We start from the raw sequence: 20,165 nt of genomic DNA on the forward strand, positions 1-20,165 counted from the left end.
GAGAAAGCAGGCATATGAAGAGTTGGTAGCAAAACTCTCGCGAGGTACCCCGATGAGTGAATGGGATAACGAGGCACTAAGATATTTAGACAAACAAAGAAAAATAGATGCACTCACGGCCGCAGAGATCGGGTTTGAGTTTGGCTCAGACGCATTGATCGCTGCGGGAACTTCTGGTGGATTATCGGGAGCGAAAGCTGTTGCCGCGGAATACGGCGCAATGGTTAGCGCCACACCCAAAGGTTATGACAATTCAGCTCATGCAGCAGGGCGAGGGAATTGGACCATTTCAACATCTGATGAATGTGAATAAAATGAAAAAATATATTGCTGGTATTTTGCTGACTTCTTTCACGGTCACGGGTGCTATATATTTCTTTTACTCAAATACCAAAACCTCCGAATTCTGCATACCCAATAGCAAAAAATGCATAACCGTAAAAGGCAAATGGACTCTGCCTACTCAATTCGCAGGCAAAGAATCACTACTTATTGTGAGCACACCATTTTTCAGCAAAAAGAATAGAAAAACTCTCGATATATATTTTCCTGCAGGAGAATTTGGCGGGCTTCTTGAAAGAAAAGACGCATTGATTGACTACAAATCCTATGACTGGGGAAGAGTTATGCAGTTCAATTTAAAAAACGAAGCCGTAAAAAATTTTAATTCAAGCGGCTTCTTTGAAGGAAAATTTTATGTGAAAGACAAACACGTAGTATTATCGTGCAACAACAATGACTGCTTGAACGATATAGTCTCTATTCACAATCCGAAATTGACAAAATAATTAATCAGCCTGCCTTCGCTGAACAAGCCCCAAGCATTCCAGGATGAACATGCTAATGCCGCATGAACCTCAGTCATACAGTTGCCCAGCAAAAATTGCTTATCCATAACATACGCAATTGAATTTCTGAATAATTTATTTACCATGCTGGTCGATAATTAATCGCATGGAGCCTGATGCTCACCATTCGATGCCGAATTTATCTTGATGGATATATTGTCTTGAGAAAGACAAATATATCTAACATTGATTTTGAAAATTTTTGAATAACACATTCCATTTCCAAGAGGGACGCACATGGCCTCCAACCCCACCCAAACCCTGATCCGCATCCTGCTCGCCACCCTGTCTCTCTCCGCAGCCACTGCCACCTATGCCGCGCAGTGCCCGCTGATTCCCGATGGCAATGCCACTCTGGAAGAGTCCGAGAGGGCTGCACTGCTCAGCGAGTTCAAGTTCGAGGCGCTGGACAAGGAACTGGCCCGCAAGCACAAGAAGAATCTTTCTTCCTCGGGCGGGGACTTGTTGACCATGCGGGATCTGCTGGGACTGCAGCAACTGAGCCTGCAGGAAGAGAACGTGATGCGCATGTGGGCGGATCAGCAGCCCAAGTCGTTCTTTGCCCAGCTCAATGCGGGCCTCTATTACGGCAACAAGGCATTTGGCGCGCGTGGTGAGGCGCCGGCTTCCAGCGTGACGGGCAGCCAGTGGAACAGTGTCAAGCAGCTCAGCGCGAAGGCCCAGCCGTATCTGCAAAAGGCCATGGCGCTGGATGCCCGCTCGGCCTTGCCGCAGACGATGCTGATTGGATTGGCCGCGATGGAAAACCAGGTGGGTGGACGTACTGCGGCGCAGTGGCTGCAGGCGGCCGATCAGGCCGATCCCAAGAACCTGGCGGCCCGCGTCAATGCCCTCAACTACCTGAGCCCGCGCTGGGGCGGGTCCTTGGAGGGCCTGGACCAAATGGTGTCACAGGCCGTGAAGTCGCTGCCATCGGCCAGCGCCGGCTATCTCCAATACAACCTGGTGCTTGCCAAGGCCAGCCATTACGAAGTCGTCGACAAGGACAAGAGCAAGGCCCAGGCACTCTACAAACAGGCCAAGGACATGTGCGACAACTCGGAGGCCGCACGGGCGGGCATGGTCAGGACGTACCAGTAATCAGGAAACAAGGCAGGCCCAAAGGCCTGCCTTGTTTTATCGCCCACAGCCTGCGGGCACACACACCCTCAAAACGTCGCCGAAGGCAGATCCTGCCGACTGAACACCAGCGACACCTTGGCTTCTTCCGGAATGGGCGGCAGTGAAGCATCCCATTGCTGCCAGGCCGCGCGTAGCTCGGCCAGGCGCTGGGGCTCGCGGTCGCGCAGGTTGGCGCGTTCGCGCGGGTCCTGGGCCACGTTGAACAGGTATTCCACGCCTTCGATCTGCAGGTATTTCCAGTCGCCGCGCACCAGGGCGCGCTGGGCGCGGTGCTTCATGCGCCAGCACAGGTCGCGCTCGGGGTTCCAGGTACCGTCTTCCATCAGGGGCAGCAGGCTGACGCCGTCCAGCGGGTAGTCGGCGTGGCCGTCCACGCCCGCGGCGGCCAGGAAGGTGGCCGACCAGTCCATGGTCAGGTTGGGCGTGTCGCTGACGGCGCCTGCCGGCATGCGCTCGGGCCAGCGCGCCACCAGGGGCACACGGATGCCGCCTTCGAGCAGGTCCATCTTCTGGCCGATGAAGGGCCAGTTGTTGGAGAAACGTTCGCCGCCGTTGTCGCTGGTGAAGACGATGAGCGTGTTCTCGGCCATGCCCTTTTTCTCGAGCGCATCCAGCACCCAGCCAATGCCTTCGTCCATGTGGTGGATCATGCGCTGGTAGGTCTCGATGGTGCCGCCGTCGGTGTGCTTGCCGAAGCCGCCGATGCGCCGCGATTCCTCCAGGTCGTCGCGCGTGAGCCAGGGCCAGTGCGGGGCGCTGTAGTGCAGGGACAGGTAGAAGGGCTTGTCGGCCGTCTGGCGCTCGACGAAGTCCACGGCGCGGCGGCTAAGCAGGTCGGTGAGGTAGCCCTCTTCCTCGTGCGGCTCCTCGTTGATCCAGAAGTCGGGGCGGCCGCGCGGGTCGCAGTGGGCGAAGTAGTCGGCGCCGCCTGCGTGAAAGCCGTAGAACTCCTCGTAGCCCGACATGCGCGGGCCGAAATGCGGCGGGTAGCCCAGGTGCCATTTGCCGACCAGGGCGGTGGCGTAGCCGGCGTCGCGCAGCAGCGAGGCCACGGTGGGATGGTCGGGCGGCAGGCCCAGCACCTTGTCGCCGTGGACGCTGGCGATCGGCTCCTCGGCCGCGCCGCGCAGGCGGTACTGCCAGCGGCCCGTGGCCAGGGCAAAGCGTGTGGGCGAGCACACGGCCGAGTTGGAATAGCCGCGCGTGAAGCGCATGCCCTGCGCGGCCATGGCGTCCAGGCGAGGCGAGACATCGGTGGCGCGGCTGTGCGCATCGCGCGCGCCCGTGCAGCCGAGGTCGGCATAGCCGAGGTCATCGGCCAGGATGAAGATCAGATTGGGGCGCTGGGTTGCCATGGGAGCCAGAAGACAGTGGATGCGTTGGGAAAGGGAGTATCGCCAAAACGGCGATGCCTCAGGGCCACAGGCCCTGGTGGCGGCTTCAGTCGTTGGTCAGGTGGATGCGCTTGACCAGGGCGGCCCACTGCGCGGACTGTCCCTTGGCACGCGCCTGGGCCTCGGCCACGGTGGAGCCGACCATCTCGATGTCCAGGGCCTTGGCGCGTTCCTTTTGCTCGGGTGCGCGGATGGCCTCGTTCATGGCGTCGACAAAGCGCTTTTGCACGGCAGGCGGCACGCCCTTGGGTGCGGCCAGCAGGATCCAGAAGGTGCCGTCGAACTCGGGAAAGCCCGACTCGGCAATGGTCGGCAGCTCGGGCGCCAACGCCGAGCGCGTCTTGCCCGAGGTGGCCAGGGCGATCAGCTTGCCGCTCTGGACCTGGGGCAAGACCGTGGGGCCGGCCAGGAAGCCGCAGTCCACCTGGCCGCCCAGCAGGTCCTGCATGGCCGGCGCGGGGCCCTTGTAGGGCACATGGACCATCTTGGCGCCCGAGGTGGCCAGCAGCGATTCCATGACCAGGTGGCCCGGCGAGCCCGCGCCGCCCGAGGCATAGGTCAGCTCGCGCGTCTTGCTGGCGGCCACCATGTCCTTGACGGACTTGAAGCCCGTGCCCGGGCCGCAGACCAGGGTCTGCGAGAAGCGCGCGGCCACGACCAGGGTTTCCAGCGCGTCGGCCTTGTAGCCCATGTTCTTGTAGACATGGGGGTTGACGGTGAGCACGGGGTCCATGGCCCACAGCCAAGTGTAGCCATCGGGCGCGGAGCGCGCGACCTCGGCCGCGCCGATGTTGCCGTTGGCGCCCGGCTTGTTGTCCACGACCACGGCCTGGCCCAGCGCCGCCTGCATGGCGGCGGCCACGGGGCGCAGCGAGATGTCGGACGGGCCGGCCGGCGGATTGGGCACGACGATGCGGATGGGTTTGGCCTTGGGCCATTCCTGGGCCAGGGCGGGCGCCGCGCACAGGCCGGCGGCGACCAAAGCCAGGGCGGCACGCGCCAGGGCTGCGAGGGGGCTGGGCATACTTGTCTCCTTGTCGTTGTCTTGCGGCCAATGTACGCAGGCCGCCGACAATGCATCTAATCCATCATCCCTAGCGTAAACCCGAAACCGGCCCGCGAGTCCATGACCGACCTCCACCGCTGGCGCCACCCCGCCGTGCTCGACGACATGTTCCTCTACCACCTGGCGCGGCTGCAGGCGGCCGCTGGCAGCCGCGTGGTGCGCCTGTGCGAGGGCCGCTACGGCATCACGCGGCGCGAGTGGCGCATGCTCTGCCTGCTGGCCGAGGCCGGGCAGCTGCAGCCCTCGCAGCTGGCCGAGCAGGCGCAGCTGGACCGCACGCGCACCTCGCGCGCGGTCACGGCGCTGCTGGCCAAGGGCCTGGTGTGGAAAGAGAGCCAGGTGGGCGATGCGCGCCGCGCACTGCTGCGCCTGAGCGACACGGGCCGCGCCCTGCATGCCGAGCTGTTCCCGCAGGTGCAGGCCATCAACCGCGAGCTCATGGACGCCGTGCCCGAGCCCGAGCTGCAGGCCATGGCCAGCGCCTTTGCGCGCATCCGCGCCCGGGCGCGGGAGCTGGAGGCCAGCAGCCCGCCGCCCAAGGCGCCGCGCAACCGCAAGCGCACGGCCTCGACCTGACAGGGCCGACAGACAAGCATGCTCCAATGGCACGCAGATCAACTCTGCGGCCTTTCCCATGAAAGCTCTACTCCTCGGCCTGGCGGCCGCCATCTGCGCAAGCACCACCATGGCCGCACCGGCCACGGCCGTCCTTGGCGAAAAGCCGCTGCAGGCAACGGGGCCACTTGACCCACTGCGGGGTGTTCTGCTGATGCCGAGCCAAAGCGCGCCGCCGGTCGTACTGATCGTCCCCGGCTCAGGCCCCACCGACCGCAACGGCAACAGCCCGTTCGGCCTCAAAGCCTCGACCTACCAACTGCTCGCACAGGAACTGGCCACCCAGGGCATTGCCACCGTACGCATCGACAAACGTGGCATGTTCGAAAGCTACAAGGCCGTGGAGGACCCCAATGCCGTGACCATCCAGGCCTATGCCGAAGATGTGCACCACTGGGTGGACGCCATCCGCAGCGAGACCGGTGCCCAATGCGTCTGGGTGCTGGGACACAGTGAAGGTGGACTGGTCGCCCTGGAGGCTGGCCAGGGCCGCTCCGATATCTGCGGACTGATATTGGTAGCAGCTCCTGGTCGCCCAATGGGGCAGACGCTTCGGGAACAGCTCAAGGAAGACCCCGCCAATGCACCGATCCTGGACCAGGCGTTACCGGTCATCGATGCTCTGGAAGCAGGCAGGCGCGTGGATACCCGCCAGATGGACAGGCCGCTCAACACCATGTTCCATGCCAGCGTACAAGGCTTTCTCATCAACACCTTCGCGCTGGACCCCGCTCGCCTGATAGCGGGCTATTCCAAACCCGTGCTCATCATTCAAGGTGAGCGCGACCTGCAGATCAAGCCAAAGGATGCTCAGCGTCTGGCCAAGGCTGCACCGAACGCCAAGCTTGTGCTGTTGCCCGCCACCAACCATGTGCTCAAGAAGGTGGAGACCAACGATCGCGCTGCCAATCTTGCAACCTATGACAAGGAGGGGCTGCCGCTAGTGCCCGGGGTTTCCAGCACCATTGCCCGGTTCATAACGTCAGCCACCGTGAAGCGATAGGCGAGCCGTTGGCTCACCCCTGCAGGTACACCACATGCGTGTGCGTGTACTCGTACAGGCCGTGCTTGCCATCAGCCCCGCCCACGCCGGACTTGCGCACGCCCGCATGGAAGCCCTGCATGGCCTCGAAGTTCTCGCGGTTGATGTAGGTCTCGCCGAAGTCGATCTCGCGCATGGCCTGCATGGCCTTGGACAGGTCACGCGTGTACAGCGACGAGGTCAGGCCGTACTCGCAATCATTGGCCAGGGCGATGGCCTCGTCCAGGTCCTCCACCACCTGGATGGGCAGCACGGGGCCGAAGATTTCCTTGCGCATGATCTCCATGCCGGCATGGCAGCCGGCCAGCACCGTGGGCTGGAAGTGAAAGCCCGCGCCCAGGTCTGCGGCCTGCCCGCCCGTGACCAGTTGCGCGCCGTCGGCGATGGCCTGGCGCACCTTGGCCTGTACGCTGTCCAGGCCCTTTTGGTTGATCAGCGGGCCCATTTCCACGTCGGGCCGCGCAATCGGGTCGCCGTAGCGCGTGGCGGCCATGGCCTGGGCGATGCGGGCCGTGAACTCGTCGGCCACCTGGCGCTGCACGTAGACGCGTTCGGCGCAGTTGCAGACCTGGCCGGTGTTGATGATGCGCGAGTCGCGGATGGCGCGCACGGCCAGGTCCAGGTCGGCATCGGCCAGCACGATGGCCGGGGCCTTGCCACCCAGCTCCAGGTTGAGCTTGGTGATGTGGGGCGCGGAGGCTGCGGCGATGCGCTCGCCCGTGGCCACGCTGCCCGTGAAGCTGACCATGTCCACGCCCGCATGCCCGGCCAGCGCAGCGCCCGTGCTGCCCTGGCCATAGACCACGTTGAACACGCCGGCCGGCAGCTCGCACTGGGCCAGCAGCTCGGTGAAGGCATGGCAGTTGATGGGCGTTTCCTCGCTGGGCTTGATGACGATGGTGTTGCCCGTGAGCAGGGCCGGCGCCATCTTGCGGGCGATCAGGAAGAAGGGGAAGTTCCAGGGCAGGATGCCCGCGACCACGCCCAGCGGCTTGCGCAGCAAAAAGATCTGCTCGTTGGCCCGGTCGCTGGTGATGACTTCGCCCTCGATGCGGCGCGCCCATTCGGCCATGTAGTCCAGATAGTCGGCGGTGAAGTTCACCTCCACCTCGGCCAGGCCCAGGACCTTGCCCTGCTCCTCGGTGATGGTGCGCGCAATGCGCGCGGCGTTGTCGCGGATGCGGGCCGCCACGCGGCGCAGGTACTGCGCGCGCTCCACGGCCGGGCGGCGTGCCCAGGCCTTGTGGGCGCCGCGCGCGGCGGCGATGGCGCGGTCCACATCGGCCTGGCTGGACAGGGGCGAGCGCGCCAGCACCGCGCCCGTGGCGGGGTTGGTCACCTCATGCAGTTCGGCGCTGTCGGTGAAGCTGCCGGCGATGAAATTGCGCAGCACGGGAAGGGATGCCATGGAGTTCTCCTTGGGTTCAGTAGGTGCGGGATGCAGGGGCCGCCTGGTCCCTGGCGTGCGTGGCGCGATAGCGCCCCAGATTGGCCAGCGCGGCCTGGCGCAGCAGGCTGATGTCTATGCCCACGGCGATGAAGCGGCAGCCCCAGTCCGCATAGCGGCGCGCATCTTCCTCGCGCGGCGCGAGGATGCCGCAGGCCTTGCCGGCAGCCAGCGTGGCCTGGACGGTGCGGCGTATGGCGTCCTGCACCTCGCCCTGGCTGGCGTCGCCCGCATGGCCCATGCCCGTGGACAGGTCGGCCGGGCCGATGAAGACGGCGTCCACGCCATCGACGGCCGCAATCTCGGCGGCATTGGCCACGCCCCGGGGCGACTCGATCTGCACGATCAGGCACAGCTGTTCATGCGCCGTGCGGATGTAGTCGGGCACGGCATCCCAGCGCGTGGCCCGCGTCAGGCCGCCGCCCACGCCGCGCACGCCATGGGGCGGGTAGCGCATGGCGCGCACCAGCTCGCGCGCCTGTTCGGCCGTCTCCACCATGGGCACCATCAGCGTCTGCACGCCCACGTCCAGCAGTTGCTTGATGAGCACGGTGTCGCCCTGCACGGCGCGCACCACCGGGTGCGTGGCATAGGGCGCCACGGCCTGCAGCTGGCCCAGCAGCGTGGGCACGGTGTTGGGGGCATGCTCGCCATCGACCAGCATCCAGTCGTAGCCCGTGGTGGCGATGATCTCGGCCGCATAGGGCGTGGCAAAGCCGGCCCAGATGCCGTACAGCGGCTCGGCGCGCCGCAGCGCGGCCTTGAAGGGGTTGGCAGGCAGTTGCATGGTGGGCTCCTTCAGTGCGTGTACGGGCGGTGCAAAGCGCACTCGGGATTGAGCTCCACGCCGAAGCCAGGCCTGTCCAGCGCCGACAGGCGCATGCGGCCGTTGACGGGCACGGGCTCGCCCAGCAGCTGCGGATGGAACATGGGCACGACCTCGTCGGCCTTGGGGGCCATCATCAGGAACTCGGCAAACGGGCTGTTGTGGCGCGTGGCCACGAAGTGGTAGCTGTAGACGCTGGAGCCATGCGGGATGACCAGGGCCTGGTGGGCATCGGCCAGGGCCGATATCTTGAGCAGCTCGGTGATGCCGCCGCACCAGCCCACGTCGGGCTGGATGATGTCGCAGCAGCCCATCTCCAGCAGCTGGCGAAAGCCCCAGCGCGTGGCCTCGTGCTCGCCCGTGGTCACCAGCATGCCGGTGGGCACGTTCCTGCGCAGGGCCGCGTAGCCCCAGTAGTCGTCGGGCGGCAGGGCCTCCTCGATCCACTTGAGGCCATGGGCCTGCGCACCCTGGGCCAGGCGCGTGGCGTAGTTCACGTCCAGGCTCATCCAGCAGTCCAGCATGAGCCAGAAGTCCGGGCCCACGCGCTCGCGCATGGTGGCCAGCTCCTGCAGGTTGCGGCGCAGGCCCTCCTCCCCTTCGGCCGGGCCGTGGTGCAGCGGCATCTTGCCGCCGATGAAGCCCATCTTCTGCGCCAGGTCGGGCCGCGCGCCCGTGGCGTAGAACTGCAGCTCATCGCGCACGGCGCCGCCCAGCAGCTGGTGCACGGGCTCGCCGCGCACCTTGCCCAGCAGGTCCCACAGCGCCAGGTCCACGCCCGAGATGGTGTTGATGACGATGCCCTTGCGGCCGTAGTACAGGGTGGACAGGTACATCTGGTCCCAGATGCGCTCGATGTCAGTCACCCGGGCGCCTTCGAGGAAACGCGCCAGGTGCTTTTCGACGATGTAGGCCGCAGGCTCGCCGCCCGTGGTCACGGCAAAGCCCACGCGTCCGGCGCTGTCCTCGATCTCCACCACCAGCGTGCCCAGCACGTTGATGCCGAAGCTGCGGCGGCTTTGCCGGTACTCGGGGTACTTGGCCATGGGCGTGGCGATGTGGTCGTCGATCCAGTGGCCGTCGGACTGGTCGTGGTAGTCGGCGCCGCCGCCCTTGAGCGTGAAGGCGCGCACCTGCTTGATGGTGGGGATCTGTGTCATGGGATGGTTGTGCTCCGTGTGCAAGTGGTTCAGGCGGCCGACGGTGCGGCCAGGGCCGGCGCCAGGCGTGCACGCACGCCCAGCACCAGGGCCGCAGCCAGCAGCGTGGTGCCGGCCAGCAGGTACAGGCCGGCCGCCGGGGAGTGGAAAAAGCCCTCGGCCCAGTTCTTGACGATGGGGGCGATGAAACCGCCCACGGCGCCGAGGGAGTTGATGAAGGCGATGCCCCCAGCGGCCGCAGCGCCGGCCAGCGTGTTGGCGGGAAAGGTCCAGAACACGGGCTGCACGGCGATGAAACCGGCCGCCGCCAGGCACAGCGCGGCCACACCCAGCAGGGGGCTGGAGAAACTCACCGATGCAGCCATGCCCACGGCAGCCATCACCAGCGTCAGGCTGGCGATGCCGCGCGGCTGGCCTGTTCGCTCGGCATGTCCCGGAATCCACCAGGCGGCCAGCAGCGCGCACAGCCAGGGAATGGCCGAGACCACGCCCACCAGCAGGCCCACCTTGGTGCCCAGCAGGCCCGCCACCTGGCTGGGCAGATAGAACACCACGCCATAGACGCTGGCCTGGATCAGCAGGTAGATCAGCGCCAGGTAGAGCACGCGCGGCTGGCACAGCGCGGCCAGCAGGCTGTGGCCGTGGCCGCCCTTGGCGCGCTCTTCGCTGTCGAGGATGTCCTGCAGCAGCGCCTTGTCCTCGCGGCTGAGCCAGGTGGCGTCGGCGGGGCGGTTGTCCAGGTGGAAATACGCCCAGATGCCCACGGCCACGGCCATCAGCCCCTCCACCGCGAACAGCCACTGCCAGCCGTGCCAGCCGCCGATGCCGTCCAGCTCCAGCAGCAGGCCCGATAGCGGGCTGCCGAAGATGAAGGCCAGCGGCGCGCCGAAGTAGAAAAAGCCCATGGCCTGCGCGCGGTGCGCCGCCGGGAACCAGTAGGTCAGGTACAGGATGACGCCGGGGAAGAACCCCGCCTCGGCCACGCCCAGCAAAAAGCGCAGCACGTAGAACGTGGTCTGGTCGTGGGCGAACATCATGGCCGCCGACACCAGGCCCCAGGTGACCATGATCCGGCACATCCACATGCGTGCACCCACGCGGTGCATGATCAGGTTGCTGGGCACCTCCAGCAGCGCATAGCCCGCGAAGAACACGCCCGCGCCAAAGGCGAAGGCCGCATCGCTGATGCCGGTATCGGCCTGGAAGGCCACCTTGGCAAAGCCCACGTTGGCCCGGTCCAGGAAGGCCATGATGTACATGAGCAGAAGAAAGGGCAGCAGGCGCCAGGAGATCCTGGCGAGCAGGGGAGCGGGGAGTTTTTTCATGACGGTCCTGAAGGCGATGGAGAGCCATCACGCCCACAAAAATGGGGGCGCGGAAGGCGTGCTTTTTCGGAAGGCGAGAGGCGGCTGCGGCTTGGGTGCCGGTCGCATCAGCGCGTCATGAAACAGGCGATGGGCTGTGCATGTCTTGTCTCCTGGATTGGGTCTGTTTTTTCTTGTCGCAGGGCCAATGTACGGCGCATGATCGATGCTCAACAAATCGAATTTCGGTCACATCCGATACCTTGCGCTTATGCCTGACAAGCCGCCCGAATCCGCCCCGCCCGTGCTGCACCGCAGCCTGCTCAACCGTCTGCGCTACAAACACCTGCACATGCTGGTGGCGCTGGGATCGAGCCTGAACCTGCACCGCGCATCGCTGAGCCTGGCCATGTCCCAGCCTGCGGCCACGCGCATGCTGCGCGAGATCGAGGACATGTTCGGCTGCCAGCTCTTCGAGCGCCTGCCGCGCGGCATGCGGCCCACAGCCCTGGGCGCGCAGCTGGTGCGCTTTGCCGAGGCTTCGCTCAACAGCCTGGACCGCTGCGCCGAGGACCTGGCCGCGCGCCGCCAGGGCGGCTACGGCTACCTGTCCATCGGCACCATCATGGGCGCAGCACCCGACCTGGTGATGACGGCCGTGGCCCGCATGAAGGCGCAAAGCCCGCAGCTGCGCCTGCGCATCATGGGCGACACCAGCGACCAGATCCTGCGCCTGCTGGACCAGCGGCGCATCGACCTGGCCATTGCACGGCGCAGCCCCACGGCAGACAGCAGCGGCTACGGCTTCGAGGAACTGGGCAACGAGCGGCTGCTGCTCGTCGTGCGCAGCGGCCATGCGCTGGCGCGCCGGCGCAAGCTCGACTGGGAGGAACTGGTGCGCGACTGGCCCTGGATCCTGCAGCCGGCCACCAGCCCCGCGCGCATCGCGCTCGACCAGCTGCTGCAGCGCCTGGAGCTGCCCGCGCCGGCCGACATCATCGAATGCAGCTCGGTGTACTCCATGCAGCAACTGGTGCAGCTGACCGATGCCGTGATGCTGCTGTCCGAATCCGCGCTCAAGGACTATCTGCGCATGGGCCTGGTCAGGGCGCTGCCGGTCTGCATCGACGTGCCCATGGCGCCCTTCGGCCTCCTCACCCGCACCGACGACGCGCCCACGCAGGAGCAGCAGCGCTTCATCGCGCTGCTGCGTGCGCAGGCCAGCGGGCACTGAGGTGGCGAGCCGGTTGCAATGACAAACCCGCCTCAGGGAAAGGGCACCCAGGTACCCCAGTCAACGCGCGCAATTCGAGGGTCCGGATGTGCATGCATGCGCAAGAAAGACTCTCGCTTGAGACGTACTTCTGCGACCGGAAGAAGGCCAGACATCTGAGGTTTCAGGTCAAGCGCTTCGGTGGACCCGGGCTCAAGATCTTCCATGATCTCGATGAACACCCGGCGTACGCTCGCCTCCTGTTCCCTGCGCTCCGGTCCCGTGAGCATGGAAATCCTTGGTGCATAACCAGGATATGACCTCAAGCCGATACGGACGACGGCGCCCGCACCATGCGGAAAGGAGTCCAGAGCGGCGGTATGCCAGGCAACACGGGGAATATGGACGTCGGCATCCAGACGCTTCAAATCCCTGTTGACCAGATTGAGGCTCAGGACATCCTTTCTGCTTTTCAGTTCGTACAGCCCCTCGATTCTTGCATCCAGGTCGACGGACGGATTTCCCTGCGGATAGGCCTTGCCCCACATCTGGCCCATGGCCATGGTTCCCTCCATCCAAAAGCCCTTGAAGTGCCCAGGATGCAAAGAGCCAATGAATGCGCGCTTCCTCACTTCGATATCTCCGCAGGGGTCAGGCCCAGCGGCACCCCCCGCGGACTCCTTGCGCTGTACGCATGCGGGCACCACGCTGATCAGGGCAGATCCCTTTCTCCTGATTTCCCGCTCGATCTTCTTGAGCTCCTCACCGGGATCGAAGATATCCAAGTTGCCCACCACCGGCTTTATCGCACTGACCAAGCCACTTTCAGACAGCTTCTTGAGTCCGGAATCCGTGACATAGAGAGCCATCTGACCCGCAGCACCACGCCAAACCGCCGCAGGGATGTACTCGCCCTCGATCCCTGCAAGAATCTCTTCTTGCTGGCTCCTGAAAACCGGCTCGGGCCCCTTCTTGAGAACCTGGCTCGAACCTGCCACCTCCATGGTGACAAGGACATGCATGTAGCTACCCACCAATGGCTCTTGCTGGCGCGCCAGGGGCTGCAATATTGAAGATGAGTCCGTTTGGCCTGCCTGGACTGGAGCCATTGCACAGGCTGCGAGGAGCCAGGCCAGCAACAAGAAATATGGGTTTCCGCGCATCTTTCCGTCCAGTCATCCGCCTGATCAATACGAATACCCTGATCCAGGCCCAGCTTGGCCTGTTCCTCGGGCAACGCGTTACTGTACTCGGCCGTCTGCTGCCAGCACCTGCCCCATCGCGGCCTGGAACCTCGGATCCAGCATCGCGCTGACGTTGCACCGCGACCAGCGCGATACGGCCGAGGGATCGACATGGAAGACACGGCCCGGCGCCATGCTGAGCTTGCGCGGCACCAGTTGCTCGGCCAGCCGCAGCGAGTCCTGCACACCGGGGAAGGCCACCCACAGGTACAGGCTTTGCGGGCTGCGCGCAAAGACTTCGCAGCCATGGGCATCGAGCCAGCCCAGCGCCTGGGCCGTGGCCTGGCCCAGCTTGTGGCGCAGGCGCACCAGGTGGCGCTCGTAGTGGCCTTCGCGCAGCATCACGTCCACCATGCGCTCGCAGTACTCGGAGCCGCTGACATGGATCAGCGCCTTGAGGTCGGCCAGGTCGCTGGCCAGCGCGTCGTTGCAGGCGATGAAGCCCACGCGCAGCGCGGCCGAGAAGGACTTGGAGAAGCTGCCGATGTAGATGGTGCGCTCCAGCTGGTCCAGCGTGGACAGGCGCACGGCCGAGGTGGGCTTGAAGTCGGCCAGCGGATCGTCCTCGACGATGAGCAGGTTGTGGCGCTCGGCCAGCTGCAGCACCTTGTAGGCCTTGGCGGCGGAGATGTCCGAGCCCGTGGGATTGTGGGCCAGCGACTGCGTGAAGAACAGGCGCGGCCGGTGCTGGGCCAGCAGTGATTCGAGCGCGGCCACGTCGGGCCCGTCGGCCAGGCGCGGCACGCCGACCACATGGGCGCCGGCCAGCCTGAGCTTGCCGAACAGCGGGTAGTAGCCGGGCTCATCCACGAGCACGGTGGCCCCCGGCGGCACGAAGTAGCGGATGACCAGGTCCATGGCCTCGTTGGCGCCATGGGTCAGCACCAGCTGGCCCGGCGTGGCCTGCAGGCCGAAGTCACCCAGCTTGCGCACCAGGCTGTCGCGCAGCGGCGCATAGCCGTAGCGGCTGCCGTAGCGGAACAGCGATCCCAGCCCCGTGCGCACCACCTTCTGGTGGTAGCGGTCCAGCCGCATGTCGGCCAGCCATTCCACGGGCGGAAAGCCGTCGCCCACGCCCACGCAGTCGGGCTGGGTCTTGAGCTGCTCGCGCATCAGCCAGACGATATCCATGGCGCGGCCCAGCTGGCCCGCGTCCTCATCGGTGCGCTGGGCACCGCGCCCCGTGCCCAGCACGTAAAAGCCCGAGCCCCGGCGCGGCTCGACGATGCCGCGCGAGACCAGCAGGTCGAAGGCCGAGACCACGGTGTTCTTGGCATAGCGGTGCAGCTGCGCCAGCTCGCGCAGCGAGGGCAGCTTGTCGCCAGGGCAGTACACGCCGTCGGCGATCTGCTGGCCGATCAGGTCCGCCAGCTTCTCGGCAATGGGGGCCGAGCGCCCTCTGGTGTCTGCCATGCGCCCTCCGTTCATGTTGCAGTGCGATGGTACTGTTCCCCGAAACTGTACCTTTTGAAAGCGGTACAGTTTTCCTACAGTCCGGCGACCAGAGTTTTGATTCGAGGAGATGTCTTCCATGGTTGCCGATTCGCGCCTGCCCAATTTCCGTGCCCTCACACCGGCCCAGCGCCGGGATTTCCTGGCCGATGCCTGCGGCCTGTCCGATGCCGAGCGCGCCCTGCTCGCCGCCCCCGGCGCCCTGCCCCTGGCGCTGGCCGACGGCATGATCGAGAACGTGTTCGGCAGCTTCGAGCTGCCGCTGGGCGTGGCCGGCAACTTCCGCGTCAACGGCCTTGACGTGCTGGTGCCCATGGCGGTGGAGGAGCCCTCGGTGGTGGCCGCCGCCTCGTACATGGCCAAGTTGGCGCGCGAGGACGGGGGCTTTCAGACCTCCAGCACGCTGCCGCTGATGCGCGCCCAGATCCAGGTGCTGGGCGTGACCGATCCGCACGGCGCGCGCCTGGCCGTGCTGCAGGCGCGTGCGCAGATCATCGAGCGCGCCAACAGCCGCGACAAGGTGCTGATCGGCCTGGGCGGCGGCTGCAAGGACATCGAGGTCCATGTCTTCCCCGACACGCCGCGCGGCCCCATGCTGGTGGTCCACCTGATCGTGGACGTGCGCGACGCCATGGGCGCCAACACCGTCAACACCATGGCCGAATCGGTGGCACCCCTGGTCGAGCAGATCACGGGCGGCAGCGTGCGGCTGCGCATCCTGTCCAACCTGGCCGACCTGCGGCTGGCCCGCGCCCGCGTGCGGCTCACGCCGCAGACCCTGGCCACGCAGGAGCGCAGCGGCGAGGAGATCATCGAAGGCGTGCTGGACGCCTATACCTTCGCCGCCATCGACCCCTACCGCGCGGCCACGCACAACAAGGGAATCATGAACGGCATCGACCCCGTCATCGTGGCCACGGGCAACGACTGGCGCGCGGTCGAGGCCGGCGCCCATGCCTATGCCAGCCGCAGCGGCAGCTACACCTCGCTCACGCGCTGGGAAAAGGATGCCGGCGGCGCCCTGGTCGGCAGCATCGAGCTGCCCATGCCGGTCGGCCTGGTCGGCGGCGCCACCAAGACCCATCCGCTGGCACGCCTGGCGCTGAAGATCATGGACCTGCAGTCCGCCCAGCAGCTGGGAGAGATCGCCGCCGCCGTGGGCCTGGCGCAGAACCTGGGCGCCCTGCGCGCCCTGGCCACCGAAGGCATTCAGCGCGGCCACATGGCCCTGCACGCCCGCAACATCGCCCTGGTGGCCGGCGCAACGGGCGACGAGGTCGATGCCGTGGCGCGCCAGCTGGCCGCCGAGCACGACGTGCGCACCGACCGCGCGCTGGAAGTGCTGGCCGCGCTGCGCGCCAGGGCCTGACCAGCGCGCAGCCCCACAAACAAAAAACCAAGGAGACACACATGACAAGCAAGGATCCCGCCGACTGGCGGCTGGCCGAGGTCTGGGGCGACACCGTGGACCTGCGCCACCTGGCCTGGGCGATTGCCATCGGCACCGGCATCAGCGTGCTGGGCTTCTACCTGGCCAGCCGCTGGCTGGCCACGGTGGTCGAGTCGCGCCAGCTGGCCCACGCCTACGCCATGCTCGCGGGCCTGGCCGGCTGCGTGATCGCCGGCGTGATCTGCGCACGCGCCTTTCCGCCCAAGCGGGAAGTGACCGAGCTGGACACCTCAAACGACCCCGAATGGCGCCGCGAAGTGCTGGAGGAGCTGGCGCGCCAGCCCGGAGGCCTGGGCACGGTGCAGGACCTGCCGCCCGCCGTGGTGCAGGAACTCAAGGAGCTCAAGCTCTACGAGCTGTTCGCCGACAAGGCCGGGAGGGCATGAGATGGAAACCCTGCTGACCAATGACATCGCCGTCGCAGCCGCCATGGGACTGATAGGCGCCGTGGTGTTCGCCGCCATCGGCCTGGTCTCCGGAACGGACGAGACCACCACGCTGGCCCCGCTCACCCTGCTGGTGGTGCTGCTGGGCGTGCCGCCCGCCGGCGTGTTCACCTTCTTCCTGGCCGGCGCCGTGGCCAAGCACATGACGCATGCCGTGCCCACGGCGCTGCTGGGCATTCCCGGCGACACGCTGGCCACGCCGCTGCTGCAGGACGCCAACATGCTGCGCAAGCTGGGCGTGCCCCACATCGCGCTGCGCAAGATGGTCTCGGGCGGCATCGTCGCGGCCTTTGTCGCCGTGCCGCTGGCCGTGCTGTTCGCCGTGATGCTGGCGCCCTTCGGCAGCATGATCACCAAGACGGCGCCCTGGATCTTCCTGGCCGCCGCCCTCCTCATCGCCTACTTCTCGGCGGGGCGCTGGGCCTCGGTCATGCTGCTGATTCCGTTCGTGGTGGTCATCATTGCGCTGCAAAGCCTCACCGCCAAATACGAGGTCAAGCTCAGCATCAGCTACTTCCTGGGCATTGCCATCGGGCCGCTGATCGCCGACCTGTTCACCGTGATCTCGCCGGCAGGCCGCCAGCGCATGCTGCGCGACAAGGTGCGCCAGTTCAACCTGGCGCCCGACGTGAAGGGCTGGTCGGGCTACTTCCCCAACCCGCTCAAGGTGCTCGACCGCGTGCAGACGCGCTGGACCCTGGCCACGGCCACCATCTCCAGCGCCACCTTCGTCTTCAGCCCCGTGGCCATGACCGTGGTGCTGGGCGAGCTGGTGGGCTCGCGCATCAAGCATGCCTACCACCGCCTGACCACGGTGCTGAGCGCGCGCAACGGCGTGACCGAGGCCACCTACATTGCCGAGGCGCTGATCCCGCTGATCGCCTTCGGCCTGCCGCTGAGCCCCGTGGCCGCCGGCCCCGCAGCGCCGCTGTTCAACGCGCCGCCGCGCTTCACCGTCGATGCCGCCACGGGCCAGGTGAACAACCTGCACAACCTGCTCAGCCACTGGGAGTTCCTGGGCTACGGCATGCTGGCCGTGGTGCTGGCGGCCCTCGTGTCCTACCCCTTCGCCATGAACTTCGCGCGCAGCGCGGCGCTGTTCGTCTCGCGCCGGGTCAGCCACGAGGCCATCATCGCCACCTTCGTGGGCCTGATCATCGTCATCAGCGTCTGGGAAGGCCAGTTGCTGGGCCTGCTCGTGATCCTGACCATGGGCCTGCTCGGCGGCCTGCTGTCACGCGGCTTCGGCTTCAACACCGGCGTGCAGTTCATGGGCTACTACACGGCCGTGCTGAGCGTTCCGGCGCTGGTGAAGCTGTTCTGATTTTTGCGCTGCAAGGGTCAGAACATTCTGAGATTTGGGTTCAGCGCCGCGCCCGCCGTCCACAAGGCCCAAGGCCGTTGCCATACTGGGTCACCGAAGCCGCCGCACCGCTGGCGGCTTCTTCCTTTGTGTGGCTTTGTGTCTGTCGTTCCTGCGAGGTGCCCATGGGTCTGGCCCTGGTTCAAAGTCGTGCGCTGCTGGGGCTGGCCGCCCCGCGTGTCACCGTGGAAGTGCATCTGGCCAACGGCCTGCCGTCGTTCACGCTGGTGGGTCTGGCCGATGTCGAGGTCAAGGAAGCGCGTGAACGCGTGCGCTCGGCGCTGCTGAACTCAGGGCTGGAGTTCCCGAGCAACAAACGCATCATCGTCAACCTGGCGCCCGCCGACCTGCCCAAGGATTCGGGGCGCTTCGACCTGCCCATTGCGCTGGGCATTCTCGCGGCCAGCGGCCAGATCAATGGCGATGCGCTGGCCGACTACGAATTCGCGGGCGAGCTGTCGCTGTCGGGCGCGCTGCGGCCCGTGCGCGGCGCGCTGGCCACGGCCCTGGCCCTGCACCGCCAGCAGGACGGCGCCCGCCTGGTGCTGCCGCCGGGCAGCGCGCAGGAGGCGGCCTTCGTGCCATCGGCCCAGGTGTTCTGCGCGCACCACCTGCTGGACGTGGTGCGCCGCTTCATCACACGCTCGGCCAATGCCCTGGTGCAGGCGGAGCAGGAACCGGACGATGCCTGCTGCAGCGACGAAAGCGAGGACACCGAAGAGACCGACGAAACCGACGCCTTGCCGGCAGCAGGCGACACCCATACATGCCCCGGCCCGGGCTGGCATGCGGTGCAGCCGCAGCCCGCTGCCCCAGTGCGCAGCAGCCTGGACCTGGCCGAGGTGCGCGGCCAGGCCCAGGCGCGGCGCGCGCTGGAAATCGCTGCGGCCGGAGGCCACGGCCTGCTGCTGGTGGGGCCGCCGGGTTCGGGCAAGTCCATGCTGGCCCAGCGCTTTGCCGACCTGCTGCCGCCCATGAGCGACGACGAGGCGCTGGAAGCCGCCGCCATCGCCAGCCTGGCCGGCCGCTTCACGCCCGAGCGCTGGCGCCAGCGCCCCACGGCCAGTCCGCATCACACGGCCAGCGCCGTGGCCCTGGTCGGAGGAGGCTGTGAGATATCAAATTAGTTGAGACGAAACATAAATAAATGAGACTGGATCTCCTCTCAACTTTTATGCTCCACAAGATCGTTTGCCTACCAAGAACCACCAGCGTACGACACGAGGCGCCCCGAGGGTCAATGCCAAACGCGTCTCTACCGTGTCATGGCCCGCTCACATGAGGGCTGGATTGCGACCTCGCTCAGAGACCTGCGGTGGTGCTCCGATGGTCTGGAAATCAAGTACGGCTCGGGCCAGACCGCGACGGCCACCTTCCCCAAGGATTGCTGCGACTATGAGGGGATGGCTTGGCGCGAGCGGGCAAGGGGCTGCCAGGCAAGCCGGCGCGCGAGATGCTCATCGAGGCTACGGAACGCCGCTTCGGTTCAGTCAATGCAATCCCGGCTGCCCATGCACTGGAATTCTTGAGCCACAACGGCGGTACCTACGTCGCCGACGAAACGAGGACACTGGCGTGCGTCCTGAGCCTGGAACGTCACATCGATCACCACGGATAGGTGGTACTGCTCGCTACGGTTTGCGATTGAACACATGAACTCCCCCTTCTAGTAGTCCAAGTTTTCCGCCGCAGTCCCAGTGGCTCAAATTTCGGTCGGCGCCAACACTTGGTAGCATGGAACGCGCAACCATCCACCACAAACTCCGGCTGGCTGCTACTCTTATGCGTGACGCACATGCGATGACTTCTGGTCACAACGCGCCCTATGTACCGGCATCCACGCCTCGCAGCGCGGATGTGATCCTGTACTTGGACCTGGATGGCGTAGTCCACCATGAGAAGGTCCTCTGGCATCCCCACAAGGGCATCTACATGAGCCCATACCAAGCCCCGGGGCATGCGCTGTTTGAGTGGCTTTCCATTCTGGAAGAGGAACTGGCGCCATATCCCTCTGTGGCCTTGGTGCTGAGCAGCACCTGGTGCATTCGCCCAGGTTACGCCAAGACGCTTCAGCGGCTGCCTGAGCGACTGCGCGCGCGATTCATCGGCGGCACATACCACAAGAGTGTCCATGGTGGGCTGCTGCCGGTTT

General features: G+C 65.7%; 18 protein-coding genes and 2 pseudogenes. 12 read left to right on the top strand and 8 right to left on the bottom strand.

Annotation, left to right across the window (positions count from 1 at the left end):
- From DTS01S_RS31100 to DTS01S_RS28780, 3 genes are all read left to right on the top strand, one after another.
- A partial coding sequence (locus DTS01S_RS31100; RefSeq protein WP_218010589.1) for a hypothetical protein occupies positions 1-313 on the top strand: 313 nt, incomplete at its 5' end.
- Positions 261-788, top strand: coding sequence for a hypothetical protein (locus DTS01S_RS30790; protein WP_126311633.1), 528 nt, complete (start codon positions 261-263; stop codon positions 786-788). The genes DTS01S_RS31100 and DTS01S_RS30790, both read left to right, overlap by 53 nt.
- Positions 789-1,085: 297 nt before the next feature.
- Complete coding sequence (locus DTS01S_RS28780) at positions 1,086-1,949, top strand: DUF4034 domain-containing protein (protein ID WP_016452093.1); 864 nt, start codon at positions 1,086-1,088, stop codon at positions 1,947-1,949.
- A 68-nt stretch (positions 1,950-2,017) separates the two neighbouring features.
- On the opposite strand, the gene DTS01S_RS28785 is transcribed toward DTS01S_RS28780, so the two are convergent.
- Positions 2,018-3,346: a sulfatase family protein gene (locus tag DTS01S_RS28785; RefSeq protein WP_034368742.1), complete on the bottom strand. Its 1,329-nt coding sequence runs from the start codon at positions 3,344-3,346 to the stop codon at positions 2,018-2,020.
- Positions 3,347-3,431: 85 nt separating this feature from the next.
- A complete protein-coding gene (locus tag DTS01S_RS28790; protein WP_016448605.1) occupies positions 3,432-4,409 on the bottom strand; it encodes a tripartite tricarboxylate transporter substrate binding protein in 978 nt (325 codons plus the stop codon).
- Positions 4,410-4,511: 102 nt separating this feature from the next.
- Between DTS01S_RS28790 and DTS01S_RS28795 the strand changes: the two genes are divergently transcribed.
- Both DTS01S_RS28795 and DTS01S_RS28800 read left to right on the top strand, forming a co-directional pair.
- Entirely contained in the window at positions 4,512-5,027 is a 516-nt protein-coding gene (locus DTS01S_RS28795) for a MarR family winged helix-turn-helix transcriptional regulator (RefSeq protein ID WP_016452095.1), read from the top strand.
- A gap of 58 nt (positions 5,028-5,085) precedes the next feature.
- A complete protein-coding gene (locus DTS01S_RS28800; RefSeq protein ID WP_016452096.1) occupies positions 5,086-6,069 on the top strand; it encodes an alpha/beta hydrolase in 984 nt (327 codons plus the stop codon).
- A gap of 13 nt (positions 6,070-6,082) precedes the next feature.
- Here DTS01S_RS28800 and aldA read toward each other — a convergent pair whose 3' ends face one another.
- Genes aldA through DTS01S_RS28820 form a run of 4 tightly spaced genes read right to left on the bottom strand, consistent with a single transcriptional unit; the run spans position 6,083 to position 10,866 of the window.
- On the bottom strand, positions 6,083-7,516 hold the full coding sequence (gene aldA / locus DTS01S_RS28805) for an aldehyde dehydrogenase (protein WP_061290039.1): 1,434 nt from the start codon (positions 7,514-7,516) through the stop codon (positions 6,083-6,085).
- Between the two features lie 16 nt (positions 7,517-7,532).
- Positions 7,533-8,342, bottom strand: coding sequence for an HpcH/HpaI aldolase family protein (locus DTS01S_RS28810; protein ID WP_061290042.1), 810 nt, complete (start codon positions 8,340-8,342; stop codon positions 7,533-7,535).
- Positions 8,343-8,353: 11 nt separating this feature from the next.
- Positions 8,354-9,541 (bottom strand): L-rhamnonate dehydratase, encoded by a 1,188-nt coding sequence (rhmD, locus tag DTS01S_RS28815; protein ID WP_013800167.1) that lies wholly within the window; start codon positions 9,539-9,541, stop codon positions 8,354-8,356.
- Positions 9,542-9,570: 29 nt separating this feature from the next.
- Positions 9,571-10,866 carry an MFS transporter gene (locus DTS01S_RS28820; RefSeq protein WP_034368750.1) on the bottom strand — a complete coding sequence of 432 codons (1,296 nt, stop codon included), beginning with the start codon at positions 10,864-10,866 and terminating at the stop codon, positions 9,571-9,573.
- A 250-nt stretch (positions 10,867-11,116) separates the two neighbouring features.
- Between DTS01S_RS28820 and DTS01S_RS28825 the strand changes: the two genes are divergently transcribed.
- Positions 11,117-12,079 carry a LysR family transcriptional regulator gene (locus tag DTS01S_RS28825; protein WP_174538957.1) on the top strand — a complete coding sequence of 321 codons (963 nt, stop codon included), beginning with the start codon at positions 11,117-11,119 and terminating at the stop codon, positions 12,077-12,079.
- Between the two features lie 32 nt (positions 12,080-12,111).
- On the opposite strand, the gene DTS01S_RS28830 is transcribed toward DTS01S_RS28825, so the two are convergent.
- Positions 12,112-13,080, bottom strand: coding sequence for a hypothetical protein (locus DTS01S_RS28830; protein ID WP_254788069.1), 969 nt, complete (start codon positions 13,078-13,080; stop codon positions 12,112-12,114).
- Positions 13,081-13,299: 219 nt separating this feature from the next.
- Complete coding sequence (locus DTS01S_RS28835; protein ID WP_017405460.1) at positions 13,300-14,715, bottom strand: aminotransferase-like domain-containing protein; 1,416 nt, start codon at positions 14,713-14,715, stop codon at positions 13,300-13,302.
- A gap of 118 nt (positions 14,716-14,833) precedes the next feature.
- Here DTS01S_RS28835 and DTS01S_RS28840 point away from each other — a divergent pair, with 118 nt between their 5' ends.
- The 6 genes and pseudogenes from DTS01S_RS28840 to DTS01S_RS28860 form a co-directional block, all read left to right on the top strand.
- Positions 14,834-16,123, top strand: coding sequence for a hydroxymethylglutaryl-CoA reductase, degradative (locus DTS01S_RS28840; RefSeq protein WP_017405459.1), 1,290 nt, complete (start codon positions 14,834-14,836; stop codon positions 16,121-16,123).
- A gap of 41 nt (positions 16,124-16,164) precedes the next feature.
- Positions 16,165-16,590, top strand: a complete 426-nt coding sequence (locus DTS01S_RS28845; RefSeq protein WP_016448616.1) for a hypothetical protein — start codon at positions 16,165-16,167, stop codon at positions 16,588-16,590.
- Between the two features lies 1 nt (position 16,591).
- On the top strand, positions 16,592-17,974 hold the full coding sequence (locus tag DTS01S_RS28850; protein WP_017405458.1) for a tripartite tricarboxylate transporter permease: 1,383 nt from the start codon (positions 16,592-16,594) through the stop codon (positions 17,972-17,974).
- 164 nt (positions 17,975-18,138) lie between these two features.
- Positions 18,139-19,122 (top strand): annotated as a pseudogene (locus DTS01S_RS28855) (YifB family Mg chelatase-like AAA ATPase); the annotation flags it as partial.
- A 94-nt stretch (positions 19,123-19,216) separates the two neighbouring features.
- A pseudogene (locus DTS01S_RS30165) lies at positions 19,217-19,607 on the top strand (IS3 family transposase); the annotation flags it as partial.
- 206 nt (positions 19,608-19,813) lie between these two features.
- Positions 19,814-20,165: HAD domain-containing protein (locus DTS01S_RS28860; RefSeq protein WP_255247337.1), on the top strand; the 352-nt coding region annotated here is incomplete at its 3' end.

The organism is Delftia tsuruhatensis NBRC 16741, assembly GCF_001571325.1.
Taxonomy (GTDB): domain Bacteria; phylum Pseudomonadota; class Gammaproteobacteria; order Burkholderiales; family Burkholderiaceae_C; genus Comamonas; species Comamonas tsuruhatensis.